Genomic DNA, 13,268 nt, shown 5'->3' with positions numbered 1-13,268 from the left:
ATTGCACCGACGAGCCATAACGCCCTGAGCGGGCGGTCGCCTACGCCCCGGCGACACTCCATGTGCGCGCCGCCCATGCCTTCAAGTGCGGTGACCGGGCGGCGAGTTCACGGTGCGCGTCGGCCGCCGACTGGAACAGCGCCTCCACCGTCCCGACCGGGACCTCCTCCCGCCGCCAGGCCAGGACGTAACGGCACCACAGCGGGGTACCGATCAGCGGCTTGATCACGACATCCGGGATCGGGCGCAGTGTCGGTTGCACGGCGGACACACCGAGCCCGTCGGCGATCATGCCCTGCAACTGCAGCTGGTCGCCGAGGAATTCGTGCACGGCGACGGGTGTGAAGCCGGCCGCCGAACACGCCGTGTAGAAGACGCCGGGCCAGCCCGCCCCGTCGTCCGGCGTGACGAACCACGCCTCCTCGGCCAGATCGGCGAGGGCGATCTGAGGGCGGTGCCGGAGCGGATGGCCGGACGGCAGGGCCACGAACGTCGGCTCGGTAACGATCCCGCGATGGGCCACCGCGTCCGAGTGCTCCAGCTCCCTGCCGGGGTAGTCCGCGGCGATGGCGGCGTCCACCGTGCCCGCCTCCAGCAGTTCCACGATCCGCGAGGAGGCGTACACGCTGCTCACCGCGAGCGAGACCTCCGGCAGCCTGGCCCGGAGTCCGGCGACCATACCCGCCAGCATCGGCGAATTGGTCGCCGCCACGCGCAGCGTCCGCCCTGCCGGTTCGGCGGCCGGCCGGCGACCGATCGCGGCCGCGCGGGCCAGGACGTCGCGTGCCTGGGCCACCACCTCGACGCCGTACCGGGTCGGCCGTACGCCCGTGGGTCCGCGCACGAACAGCGGCTCACCGAAGTGCCGCTCGATCCGACGGAGTTGGGTGCTCACCGCGGGCTGCGTGTACCCCAGCTCCACCGCGGCCCGGCCCACGCTCCCGGCGTCCGCGATCGCGCACAGCACCCGCAGATGCCGAAGCTCCAGCTCCATCCACCCCTCCAGTCGGGCAAATCACCTCAACACGGGATATACGCACACCCCAACGACCCCTGCTTGAACGATCGTCGCACCCTACGGTTAGCATATGAGCGCCTCCTAGCTCGAAAGATAGGCCCGTGACTGTCAACGACGACTCGTTCACCAACTGGAAGAACCGCGAGGAGATCGCGGAGTCGATGATCCCGCTCATCGGGAAGCTGCACCGGGAGCGGGACGTCACCGTCCTTCTCCACAGCCGCTCCCTGGTGAACAAGTCGGTGGTCAGCATCCTCAAGACCCACCGGTTCGCCCGGCAGATCGGCGGTGAGGAGCTCTCGGTCACCGAGACCCTGCCGTTCCTGCAGGCCCTCACCGCGCTCGACCTCGGCCCGTCGCAGATCGACCTCGGCATGCTGGCCGCGGAGTACAAGGCCGACGACCGCGGTCTGTCCGTGGAGGCGTTCACCGCCGAGGCCGTCGCCGGTGCCACCGGCGCCAACAAGATCGAGCGCGGCGAGGGGCGCGACGTCGTCCTCTACGGCTTCGGCCGCATCGGCCGCCTCGTGGCCCGCCTGCTGATCGAGAAGTCCGGCTCGGGCAACGGCCTGCGGCTGCGGGCCATCGTGGTGCGCGGCGGCGGCGAGCAGGACATCGTCAAGCGCGCCTCGCTGCTGCGCCGTGACTCCATCCACGGCCAGTTCCAGGGCACGATCACCGTCGACGAGGCGACCAGCACGATCTTCGCCAACGGCAACGCGATCAAGGTGATCTACGCGAACGACCCCTCCGAGGTCGACTACACGGCGTACGGCATCAAGAACGCCATCCTCATCGACAACACCGGCAAGTGGCGCGACCGCGAGGGCCTGTCCCAGCACCTGCGCCCCGGCATCGACAAGGTCGTGCTGACCGCGCCGGGCAAGGGCGACGTCCCCAACATCGTGCACGGCGTCAACCACGACACGGTCAAGCCGGACGAGCAGGTCCTGTCCTGCGCCTCCTGCACGACCAACGCCATAGTCCCGCCGCTGAAGGCGATGGACGACGAGTTCGGTGTGCTGCGCGGCCATGTGGAGACCGTCCACTCGTTCACCAACGACCAGAACCTGCTGGACAACTACCACAAGTCCGAGCGCCGCGGCCGCTCCGCGCCGCTGAACATGGTCATCACCGAGACCGGTGCCGCCTCCGCCGTCGCGAAGGCGCTGCCCGACCTCAAGGCGAAGATCTCCGGCAGCTCGATCCGCGTGCCCGTGCCGGACGTCTCGATCGCCATCCTCAACCTCCAGCTGGGGCGCGAGACCACCCGCGAGGAGGTCCTCGACTACCTGCGCGACGTCTCGCTGACCTCGCCGCTGCGTCGCCAGATCGACTTCATCACGGCCCCCGACGCGGTCTCCAGCGACTTCATCGGCTCGCGGCACGCCTCGATCGTCGACGCCGGCGCGCTGAAGGTGGAGGGCGACAACGCGATCCTCTACCTCTGGTACGACAACGAGTTCGGCTACTCCTGCCAGGTCATCCGAGTCGTCCAGCACGTCTCCGGGGTGGAGTACCCGACCTTCCCGGCACCGGCGGTCTGATCCGCCCAGCCATTCGCCGACCCGTCTGCCGGCAATGCGGTGCCGACAGGCGGGTCGACGCTTCCCGTGCTCAGTGCCCGCGGAACGCCTCCTCCAGCCACCATGACCCGTGATCGGCGACCACCTTGGCGTCGATGAGCAACGGCGCGGACCGCGGCCCGGCCACCCAGTCCGCCACGGCCTTCAGATCGGCCCGAGTCCGGACGGTCACCGCCTCGAAGCCGTAGCCCCGCCCCACGGCGGCGATGTCCGTCGGCGGGAAGCGGACGGTGTCCAGCGGGTGCCCCTCGGGTCCAAAGTGGTGCACCTCGGCGCCGTACGCCTCGTCGTCGTACACGACGACCACCATCGGCAGCCCGAGCCGCCGCACCGTGTCGAGCTCGACGGCGCCCATCAACGCGCCGCCGTCCCCGAGCGCGGCCACCGGGATCCGTTCCGGCTGTGCCAGTGCCGCCCCGATCGTGGTCGCCAGGCCCAGGCCTATCGACTGGAACGCCTGTGTGAAGCAGAAGCCCCGCTCGTCCGGCACCGACAGGTACGCGCTCGGATAGCCCATGAAGTTCCCCGAGTCCACGCCGAGCACCCGCTCGGCGGGCAGGATGTCGTCGAGCGCGATGCTCAACGTCCGCGGGTCGATCCGCTCACGCGTGCTCGTGTCGTCGTACGGCACGTCGCGCAGACGCACCCGTTCCGCGAGGGCCGCACCGGTCTCCGGGCTCCGGTAGCCCTGCCGCAGCTCACCGGCCGCCTCAAGGACCTGGTGCGCGGTGAGCCGCACATCGCCGGTGACACCGAGGTCCACCGGACGGTGGGCGCCGAGTGCGGACGGTTCGTCGTCGACCTGTACCACGGTGGCGTCGGCGCCGATGAGGCTGCCGTGCCGCATCGTCCACATATTGAGGGCGCAGCCCCAGCCGACGATCAGGTCCGCGCCCCGGATCAGTTCGCAGGCCAGGGGCGAGGCGAAGCCACCGGAGACATCCAGCGACCAGGGGTTGCCGTGGAAGAGCCCGCGTGCGACGGCCGAGGTGGCGAGCAGCGCGCCGTGGCGCTCGGCGAGGGCCTCCAGTGCCGCCCGCCCGCCGGGGCCGCGCGCTCCCCGGCCGGCCACGAACACCGGCCGCCGGGACCTGCCGAGCAGTTCCGCCAGGGCCCGTACGCCATCCGCGTCCGGCTCGACCGCGGCCCGCCGAGGCGGTGGCGCCGCCTGTGCCAGGGCGCCGTCCGGCACGTCCAACGCCTGCACCGGCAGGGGGAGGTTGAGCAGGACGGTACGCCGCTCCCGCACCGCCAGCCCTACCGCCCCGCACGCCTGCTCGACCGCGGCCTGCGCCGACGTGACCCGAACCGTGGTCGCGCCCACCGCGTGCGCCAACGCCTCTTGGTCGACGTAGAAGTTGGAGCGGGGCTCGGTCACCTCGGCGGCGAGCACGACGAGCGGCGTACGGCTCTTGGCCGCTTCCGCGATCCCGGTCATCGCGTTCGTCAGGCCGGGCCCCTGGTGCACGCTCACCACCGCGACCTCGCCGCTCGTCCGGGCGTACGCGTCGGCCATCGTCGCAGCGCCGCCCTCGTGGCGAGCGGCGACGAATCGCGCCCCCGCCGCGACCATGGCGTTCGTGACGTGGAAGTTGCCCGATCCGACCACTCCGAAGACCTGCCCGACCCCGGCTGCGCACAGCGCCCGGCCGACCGCTTCCGCGACCTTCATGAGCGCTCCACCAGGGCGAGCACGCGCGCGGGAGCACCGGAGCCGGTGACGATCGGCAGCGGTCCCGCGATGACGACGGCGCCGGTCGGTGGCAGTGCGGCGAGGTTCCGCAACTGCGTCAGACCGTACTTGTCACTGCCCATGAGGTAGGAGTGGCAGGGAAAGGCGGGGTCGAAGGAGTACGCGCCTCCGGCGTCCGTGCCCACCGTCTCGACGCCGAGGCCGATCACCGGCGACTCCTCGGCGACCCAGCGGGCGCACTCCGCCGACAGGCCCGGGGTGTGCGGGCCGTTCTCGTCGGCGTTGAGGAACGCCTCCTGGGAGTGCGAGCGGGCGTCCCAGCCGGTGCGCAGCAGCAGCCAACCCCCTTCGGGCAAGGGGCCGTTCTCCGCCTCCCATGCCTTCACGTGGTCGACCTCGACCAGGAAGTCCGGGTTCTTGGCGACCTCGGCGGTGAAGTCCAGCACGGCTGCCGGTGCGATCAGTCTGCCGGCCGGCACCGAGGCCACGTCCATGAGGTCCTGGCCGGTGACCCAGTGGTTCGGGGCGTCGAAGTGGGTGCCGGTGTGCTCGCCGCTGCGGAAGTTGTTCCAGTACCAGGCCGGTCCCCGGTCGTCGTACCGGCTGATCTCCTCCAGCTCGAAGACGGCGGTCTGCCCGAACTGGGGCGGCAGTTGAATCACGGGTGTCGACGACGACAAGGGTGAGGTGAGGTCGACGACTTCGATCGATCCACCTCGCAGAGCGGACACCAGCGCGGCTAGGACGGACGGCTCGGTCATGGGCGCCTCCTCGGTCGGGGTGCTCTGAACTGACAGCATCGCAGCCGCACTTCCCAGCTCTTGACGCGTCAATGACAACAATGGCTTCATGTCTTTATGGGAGCGCTCCCACCTACCCGGGGAAGGGAACACCATGCGCGACACCCCCCGCTCACGCTTACCGCTCCTCCCGCTCTTCGGCCTATTGGCCACCGTCCTCCTGCCTCTCGGAGTGACGCTCGCACCGCCGGCCGCCGCCGCTCAGGCGGCGGAGCCCGTGCGCATCATGCCCCTGGGCGACTGCATCACCGGCTCGCCTGGCTGCTGGCGGGCGGTGCTGTGGAACCGGCTGCAGAGCGCCGGATACAAGGACATCGACTTCGTCGGCACCCTCGGTCCGCAGGGCTGCGGACAGCCGCATGACGGTGACAACGAGGGCCACGGCGGCGAGTTGGTCACCAACGTCGCCGCCCAGAACCTGCTGCCGGCCCGGCTGGCGGCCACGCTGCCGGACATCGTTGTCATGCACTTCGGCACGAACGACGTGTGGAGCGCCATCGCCCCCGACCGCATCCTCGCCGCCTACACGAAGCTCGTGGAGCAGATGCGGGCCTCCAATCCGGACACGCGGATCCTGGTCGCGCAGATCATCCCGATGAACCCGAGCAGTTGCCCGGGCTGCGCGCAACACGTCGTCGACTTCAACCCGCGGATCCCCGAGCGGGCCCGGGCGACGAGCACCAGCCGCTCCCCCGTAGCCATGGTCGACCAGTGGACAGGTTTCGACACGGCCACCGAAACCCATGACGGCGTGCACCCCACCGCCTCGGGGGACGAGAAGATCGCCGCCCGGTGGTACCCGCCGCTGACCGGGCTGCTCGACGCGGGCCCCGGTGATCCCGGAGATCCGGGCGATCCCGGTGATCCGGGTTCCCCTGGCGACCCGCCCGCCTGCACCGCGTCCTTCCGCGCCGTCTCCGCCCGACAGGGCGGCTACCAGGGCGAGGTGACGGTGACCAACGCGTCCGCTGCCTCCGTAGCGGGCTGGACCACGGCGGTCGTACCCGCGGACGGCGCCCGCCTCACCCAGGTCTGGAACGGCACCCTCGGCACGGCATCCGACGGCACGGCCCTCGTCAGCAACGCGGACTGGAACGGCACCCTCGCGCCCGGCGCGAGCACCACCTCCGGCTTCATCGCCAGCACCCCGGCAACGGCCGGCACTCCGACGGCGACTGTCACTTGCACGGCGCGCACCGCGTCATCCTGACGCATCGTCACCCCATCTCACCCTGGGAGCCGCCATGAGATCCCGCACCCGCACCGCCCCACGAGTGGCCGCCGTCGTGGCCGCCCTCCTGGGCCTGCTCGTCCCCTTACTCTCCTTCGCCGCGCCTGCCCAGGCGGCGGCGACCGGCATCCACATCCGGGACGGCCGGCTGCTGGAGGCGAGCGGCAACCATTTCGTGATGCGTGGTGTCAACCACGCCCACACCTGGTATCCGGGCGAGACGCAGTCGCTCGCCGACGTCAAGGCGCTGGGTTCCAACACCGTCCGCGTCGTCCTCTCCGACGGCCACCGCTGGACCAGGAACAGCGCTGAGGACGTCGCAGGCGTCATCGCCCAGTGCAAGGCCAACCGGCTCATCTGCGTGCTGGAGGTGCACGACACCACCGGCTACGGGGAGGAGGCCGCGGCCGGGACCCTCGACCACGCGGCCGACTACTGGATCGGCCTGAAGGGCGTACTCACCGGCGAAGAGAACTACGTCATCATCAACATCGGCAACGAGCCCTGGGGCAACACCAATCCCGCCGGCTGGACCGCGCCCACGATCGCGGCCGTCAAGAAGCTGCGCGACGCCGGATTCGCGCACACGATCATGGTGGACGCGCCCAACTGGGGCCAGGACTGGCAGGGCGTCATGCGCGCCAACGCCCGGTCCGTCTACGACGCCGACCCCACCGGCAACCTGATCTTCTCGATCCACATGTACAGCGTGTACGACACCGCGCAGGAGATCACGGAGTACCTCAACGCCTTCGTCAGCGCCGGACTCCCCATCCTCATCGGCGAGTTCGGTGGTCCGCCCGACCAGTACGGCGACCCGGACGAGGACACCATGATGGCCGCCGCCCAGCAGCTCCGGCTCGGCTACCTGGCCTGGTCCTGGAGCGGCAACACCGACCCGATCCTCGACCTGGCCATCGGCTTCGACCCCGCGCGGCTCAGCGACTGGGGCAGGCGCGTCTTCAACGGCGCCAACGGCATCGCCGCCACCTCGAAGGAAGCCACCGTCTACGCCTCGGGCGGCGGCGACACCACTCCTCCGACCGCTCCCGGGACACCGACCGCCTCGGGAGTGACCTCGTCGTCGGTGACGCTGGCCTGGTCCGCCGCGAGCGACGGAACCGGCGTCACGGGCTACGACGTGGTCCGCGTCAGCGGCGCCGGCGAGACCGCCGCCATCTCGACGACCGCAACCTCCGCCACCGTCACCGGCCTCGCTCCGGAGACCTCGTACACCTTCGCCGTCTACGCCCGCGACGCCGCCGGGAACCGTTCGCAGCGCTCCGGCACGGTGACGGTCACGACGTCCTCCGGCGGCTCGTCCGCGACGTGCGGTGTCGCCTACCGGGTGACGAACGAGTGGCCCGGCGGCTTCCAGGGCGAGATCGTCCTGCGCAACACCGGCAGCGCCGCGATCAACGGCTGGACGCTGCGCTGGACGTTCCCGGACGGTCAGCGCGTCAGCAACCTGTGGGGCGGCACCGCGACGCAGAGCGGCGCCGAGGTGAGCGTCGCCTCCGTGTCGTACACGGCGACGATCGCCCCGGCGGGTTCGGTCACCCTCGGCTTCACCGCCACGAAGGGCAACACGAACCCCAGCCCCACGGCCTTCACGCTCAACGACACCGCCTGCTCGCCGAGTTGACCCGACCCGTGCCGGCCTCCTTGACGTCCTGTCGACGCAGGGCGTCAAGGAAGCGCACGCGGACACCACGGGACCGTGACAGGAGCCACACAGACTCGCTTGTAGGGCACACGAAAGATCCGGATAAGGTGAGGCTGGCCTAATAGCCGCCCCCCATGTACATCAAAGGGAGCCTTGCCATGCTTCACCGGCGCCGCGGTACCGCCGCCGTCGCTCTTGCCGTCGCCGCCGCCCTGTCCCTCGCGGCCTGCGGCGGTTCCAACGACAGCGCGGACAAGAAGCCCGCGGCCGGAGCCGGGGACAAGAAGGCCGTGGCTCAGGGCGGAGACGAATTCGCGGACGCCGCGAAGAAGACCGCCGAGATGGGCACCGATGCCAAGCCGGGCGAATGGCCCCGCACCATCGAGCACGCAATGGGTGAGACCGAGATCAAGGCCCAGCCCAAGCGTGTCGTGGTCCTGGACGTCGGCGAGCTCGACAACGTCGTGTCGCTCGGCATCAAGCCGGTCGGCCTCGCCCCCACCGAGGGCTCCCCGGAGCTGCCTTCGTACCTGAAGAAGGACGCCGGCAACCCGAAGAACGTCGGCACCATCAACAACCTCAACCTGGAGGCGATCGCCGGCCTCAAGCCGGACCTGATCCTCGGCAGCCAGCTGCGCGCCGCGGACAAGTACGACGAGCTGTCCCAGATCGCGCCCACCGTCTTCTCCCTGCGCCCCGGCTTCACGTGGAAGGAGAACTACCTCCTCAACGCCGCGGCCCTGGACAAGACCGCCGAGGCCAAGGCGCAGCTCGCCGCGTACGACAAGAAGGTCGAGGAGCTCGACGCGAAGCTCGGCGCGGACAAGCCGACGGTGTCGATGGTCCGTTACCTGCCCGACGGTGTCATCCGCCTCTACGCCAACGCCTCGTTCATCGGCACCATCCTCAAGGACGCCGGCATCCCGCGCCCGAAGAACCAGGACATCGACGACCTGGCCGCCGAAGTCAGCGCCGAGAACATCGACCAGGCCGACGGTGACTTCATCTTCACCGGCGTGTACGGCGACGCGAAGGCCACCGACAAGTCCCGCGCGCAGAGCAACCCGCTGTGGAAGAACCTGAAGGCGGTCAAGGAGGGCCACGCGTACGACGTGCCCGACGAGACCTGGTACCTGGGCCTGGGCGTCACCGCGGCCGACGAGGTCCTCGCGGACCTGGAGAAGTACCTGACCAAGTAGGGCCGTTCGGCAACAGCGACAAGAGGAACAGCAAGAGGAAAAACGCATGTCCCATGCCACCCGGCGGCGCATCGGCTGGACGGTCGCCGGCACCCTCTTGCTGTTCCTCGCCGTCCTGCTCAGCCTCGCCCTCGGCAGCCGCCAGATCCCCCCAAGCGAGGTGTTCGACGCCCTGCTGCACGGCGGCAGCGGTGACAACGCGCAGGTCGTTCGCGCGCTGCGGGTCCCGCGCACGGTCATCGGCGTGATGGTCGGGCTGGCCCTCGCGGTCGCCGGAGTCGTCATGCAGGGCATCACCCGCAATCCGATCGCCGAGCCCGGCGTCCTCGGCGTCAGCCAGGGCGCCTCGCTGGGCGTCGTCTGCGCGATCGCGTTCCTCGGGGTGCACACGCCCGCCGGCTACGTCTGGTTCGCGTTCGCCGGTGCGGGGCTCGCCGCGGTGGCCGCGTACGCCGTGGCGGGCAGCGGACGCGGCGGCGCCTCGCCGGTCAAGCTGGCGCTGGCGGGCGCCGCGATGAACGCGTTCATCGCCTCGGTTGTCTCCGCCATCGTCACGACCGACGCCCGGGCCCTCGACGAGTTCCGCTTCTGGGACGTCGGCTCGATCGGCGGGCGGGACGGTGAGGTCGTCGCGCAGACCTGGCCGTTCCTGCTGGTGGGGCTGGTGCTGGTCGCCGCCCTGGCCCGGGGCCTTGACGCCCTCGCCCTCGGTGACGACGTGGCCCGGGGGCTCGGTCACCGGGTGGCCCTGGTGCGGGCCCTGGGCGCGCTCGCGGCGACCGTGCTGACCGGGGTCGCCGTCGCGGTCGCCGGTCCGATCGCGTTCACCGGGCTCGCCGTCCCGCACATCGCGCGGGCTCTGGTGGGCGCCGACCACCGGTGGGTGCTCGCCCTGTCCGCGCTGCTGGGTCCCGCGGTGATCCTCGTGTCGGACGTGCTCGGCCGTGTCGTCTTCGCGCCCTCGGAAGTGCCGGTGGCCGTGATGACCGCGTTGCTCGGCGTGCCGTTCCTGGTCGCGCTGGTTCGGAGGAAGGCGACGGTGCCGGCGTGACCCAGTCTCTCGAGCGAACGAGCCCCGCGCCACGGCGGCTGCGCCCCGCCGGCTACACCGTCGTCCGCGTCGGGGACGGCAGCTTCCTGCTGCACCGCCGGGCCAGTGCGGTGGCGGTCCTGCTGGCCGTCGTACTGGCGGCGACGGCCGTCGTGTCCCTGTGCGTCGGCGAGTCGTACGTCTCCCCCACAGAGGTCGTCCGCGTGCTGCTCGGACAGCCGAGTCCCGACGAACTGGTCGTCGGCACGCTGCGTCTCCCCCGCCTGGTGACGGGTCTGCTGGTCGGTGCGGCCTTCGGCGTCTCCGGCGCGCTGATCCAGTCCGTCGCGCGCAACTCTTTGGCCAGTCCGGACGTCATCGGCGTCACGCACGGTGCGGGCGCGGCCACGGTGGCCGCGATGACCTTCGGGATCACGTCGTACGCCGCACTGCCGTACGTCTCGGTCGTCGGCGGGCTCTCGGCCGCCGCGCTCGTGTACGTCTTCGCCTGGCGGGGCGGCCTGCACGCCACACGCTTCGTCCTGGTCGGCATCGGTGTGTCGATCGCGCTGGGTTCGGTGACCCGGCTGTTCCTCACCAAGGGCGACTATCTCGTGGCGCAGCAGGCCAAGGTGTGGCTGACCGGTTCGCTCAACGGCCGGGGTTACGACCAGGCCGCACCGCTGGCGTGGGTCCTTCTCGCGCTGGTCCCGGCCCTGCTGTGGGCGGCGCACGCCCAGCGCATGGTGTCCCTGGACGACAGCACGGCGACCGCGCTGGGCGTACGGCTCGGTCCGGTCCGGCTGGGGCTCACCGCGCTCGGGGTGGTGCTGGCGTCGGTGGCGACGGGTGCCGCGGGCCCGGTCGACTTCGTGGCGCTGCTGGCGCCACAGATCGCCCACCGGCTGACCCGTACCGCCCAGATCCCGCTGCTGTCCTCCGCCCTCACCGGCGCCACGATCGTCCTCGTCGCGGACGTACTGGCCCGCCGCCTGTTCTCCCCGGTCGAGCTGCCGGTGGGCGTGCTCACGGCGGCGGTCGGGGCGCCGTATCTGATGTGGCTGATCGCCCGGACCCGGGCTCGCTCGGCCAGGGGCGCCTGACCGGACGCGAGGCCTGCGCCGAGGCGGCCCGCGGAGGCAACCTGGAGGGGTGCGCGGACGTCTTCGTGTGGGAACGGGGTGGGCCGGCCGCCTGCCGGTATCAGGAGCGAGGGTGTCACGATGAGCGACAAGGCCCGAAAGCTGTTCGAGGCGCTCGACCTCGACGAGAACGGGACCCTGACCCGCGCAGAGGTGATCATCGCCCTGCGCACGAAGGGCCCCTCCCTGGCCGCGTCGGGCGACCTGCCGTTGTGGGCCGTGGGAGACGAGAACGCCTCCTCCGCGCTGTTCGACGCCGCCGACCAGAACGGGGACCAGGTACTGACCCTGGAGGAGTTCGCCGCGGTGGTGGACCGTCGGTTCGGCTGGAGCTGACGGGCCGGTTCGGACGGTCCCGGGTCCTCGTGCCCGATCTGCGGGGGCACGGGCGCTCGGAGGTGCCGCCGACGGGCAACACGCCCCTGGAGATGGCCGACGATCTCGCCGCGTTGCTGGACTCCCTGGGTGCCGGTCCGGTGATCGCCGTAGGGCACTCCATGGGCGGACAGGTGGTCAATCTGCTCGCTGTGCGGCATGCGAAAGCCGGCCGGCAGGTCTGCGTACGGCACACGTCCGCACGATGCTCGGCACGCCGGACCACGTCGTTGCCCAGGCCTACGCCGGCATGTACACCGAGCCCGGCGCGGTCGGTGTCCGCCCGCACAGCGAGGCGTATCTGCGCCGCCGTACGCAGCCCGCGCTCACCGTCGTCCGAGTCCGGGCCACTGCGGCCACGCCGGATCGGCGGTCCTTGAAATGCCCAAGTGGAAGGGCCTGTTCAGGTGGTGCGGATGATCTTCGTGTGCCTAGGGTCGACCGACCGACACCGGGCAACCGGCCCGCGCGCCGCCGATTCCGGCGATGCCGCCGCGGCCAGAGAGTGAGCCGACAGATGCAACCGACCTTCGTCCTGGTTCACGGGGCGTTCGCGAACTCCTTCTCCTTCGCACCCCTCCAGGCCGAACTCGGCCTCCTGGGCCACCGTTCGGTCGCGGTCGACCTGCCCGGTCACGGATTCGCGGCGACCTACCCGCGGGCCTATCAGGCACCGCAGGATCCCGAAGGGCTCGCGACCGCGCCCGGCTCGATCAAGGGCGTGACGCTCGCCGACAACGCTGCGTACCTGATCGGGATCCTGGAGCGAGCCAAGCGGAACGGACCCGTGATCCTCGTCTCGCACAGCCGCGGCGGCGTCACGGCCACCGCCGCGGCCAACGCGCGACCCGACCTCATCGACCGCATCGTCTACGTCTCCGCCTGGTGCCCGGTCGATCTGAACGTCGGCGACTACTACGCCGAGCCGGAGATGGCCACGGTCGACCCTGCGTCCCTGGCTCTGGCGATGGCCGGTAACCCGGCCGAACTCGGCCTGCTCCGCGTCAACTTCCGCACGGCGGACCCCAAAGCTCTCGCGGCGTTCAAGGCGGCGTTCCTCGCCGACGGCACCGACGACGAGTTCCTGACCTTCCTCAACACCTTCCAGCCCGACGAGAACCTGGACGTCGGCACCTCCACCGACCGGGCGCAGGCCGAGACCTGGGGCCGTATCCCCAAGACGTATGTGCGACTGGCCGACGACACGAGCCTGCCGCTCGCCCTGCAGGACCGGCTGATCCGCGAGGGCGACGCGCTCACCCCGGACAACCCGTACGACGTCCGCACGCTCCAGGGCAGCCACCTGAAATGGCTGACCGACCCGGCACCGGCGGCCCGGGTCCTGGGCGAGATCGCCGGGTTCCTGACGGCAGTGGAATGACGCTCCTCGCGGGGCGCTTCGCGGGAGCTGCGGGCCCTGTCCGCACCTGATCCGTCGGGGCTCCGAAGGGCGAAGAGGCCGAGGTCACAGCCACGGAGAGGGCAAGGTCACAGTCGTGCCCTCTGCTGCTCCTTTGGGCCTCTGGCC

At 70.8% G+C, this 13,268-nt stretch carries 12 protein-coding genes; 9 read left to right on the top strand and 3 right to left on the bottom strand.

Annotated features, from left to right (window positions below):
- Window positions 1-40 precede the first annotated feature (40 nt).
- Window positions 41-994: a LysR family transcriptional regulator gene (locus IF78_RS0107585; RefSeq protein WP_031479881.1), complete on the bottom strand. Its 954-nt coding sequence runs from the start codon at window positions 992-994 to the stop codon at window positions 41-43.
- Between the two features lie 125 nt (window positions 995-1,119).
- On the opposite strand from IF78_RS0107585, the gene IF78_RS0107580 reads away from it, so the two are divergent.
- The gene (locus IF78_RS0107580; RefSeq protein WP_031479879.1) at window positions 1,120-2,565 is read left to right on the top strand and encodes a glyceraldehyde-3-phosphate dehydrogenase; all 1,446 of its coding nucleotides are present in this window, start codon (window positions 1,120-1,122) and stop codon (window positions 2,563-2,565) included.
- A gap of 70 nt (window positions 2,566-2,635) precedes the next feature.
- On the opposite strand, the gene IF78_RS0107575 is transcribed toward IF78_RS0107580, so the two are convergent.
- Window positions 2,636-4,276 (bottom strand): thiamine pyrophosphate-binding protein, encoded by a 1,641-nt coding sequence (locus IF78_RS0107575; protein ID WP_031479877.1) that lies wholly within the window; start codon window positions 4,274-4,276, stop codon window positions 2,636-2,638.
- A complete protein-coding gene (locus IF78_RS0107570; protein WP_031479875.1) occupies window positions 4,273-5,058 on the bottom strand; it encodes a cyclase family protein in 786 nt (261 codons plus the stop codon). Before IF78_RS0107570 ends, IF78_RS0107575 begins: the two co-directional genes overlap by 4 nt.
- Before the next feature lie 133 nt (window positions 5,059-5,191).
- Between IF78_RS0107570 and IF78_RS0107565 the strand changes: the two genes are divergently transcribed.
- The 8 genes from IF78_RS0107565 (at window position 5,192) to IF78_RS0107535 (ending at window position 13,121) form a co-directional block, all read left to right on the top strand.
- On the top strand, window positions 5,192-6,307 hold the full coding sequence (locus tag IF78_RS0107565) for a GDSL-type esterase/lipase family protein (protein ID WP_031479873.1): 1,116 nt from the start codon (window positions 5,192-5,194) through the stop codon (window positions 6,305-6,307).
- 34 nt (window positions 6,308-6,341) lie between these two features.
- On the top strand, window positions 6,342-7,973 hold the full coding sequence (locus IF78_RS0107560) for a cellulase family glycosylhydrolase (RefSeq protein WP_031479871.1): 1,632 nt from the start codon (window positions 6,342-6,344) through the stop codon (window positions 7,971-7,973).
- 179 nt (window positions 7,974-8,152) lie between these two features.
- Complete coding sequence (locus tag IF78_RS0107555; RefSeq protein WP_031479869.1) at window positions 8,153-9,193, top strand: ABC transporter substrate-binding protein; 1,041 nt, start codon at window positions 8,153-8,155, stop codon at window positions 9,191-9,193.
- Between the two features lie 46 nt (window positions 9,194-9,239).
- The gene (locus IF78_RS0107550) at window positions 9,240-10,244 is read left to right on the top strand and encodes a FecCD family ABC transporter permease (RefSeq protein ID WP_031479867.1); all 1,005 of its coding nucleotides are present in this window, start codon (window positions 9,240-9,242) and stop codon (window positions 10,242-10,244) included.
- Entirely contained in the window at window positions 10,241-11,326 is a 1,086-nt protein-coding gene (locus tag IF78_RS0107545; protein ID WP_031479865.1) for a FecCD family ABC transporter permease, read from the top strand. Before IF78_RS0107550 ends, IF78_RS0107545 begins: the two co-directional genes overlap by 4 nt.
- A 120-nt stretch (window positions 11,327-11,446) precedes the next feature.
- A complete protein-coding gene (locus IF78_RS49510) occupies window positions 11,447-11,701 on the top strand; it encodes an EF-hand domain-containing protein (protein WP_031479863.1) in 255 nt (84 codons plus the stop codon).
- Window positions 11,702-11,730: 29 nt separating this feature from the next.
- Entirely contained in the window at window positions 11,731-12,120 is a 390-nt protein-coding gene (locus tag IF78_RS49505) for an alpha/beta fold hydrolase (protein ID WP_425314600.1), read from the top strand.
- A 125-nt stretch (window positions 12,121-12,245) separates the two neighbouring features.
- Complete coding sequence (locus tag IF78_RS0107535) at window positions 12,246-13,121, top strand: alpha/beta hydrolase (protein WP_031479861.1); 876 nt, start codon at window positions 12,246-12,248, stop codon at window positions 13,119-13,121.
- Window positions 13,122-13,268 lie beyond the last annotated feature (147 nt).

Source organism: Streptomyces bicolor, assembly GCF_000719285.1.
Lineage (GTDB): Bacteria > Actinomycetota > Actinomycetes > Streptomycetales > Streptomycetaceae > Streptomyces > Streptomyces bicolor.
Note: the sequence above shows the minus strand (reverse complement) of the source record. Positions and strands in the feature narration are given on the sequence as shown.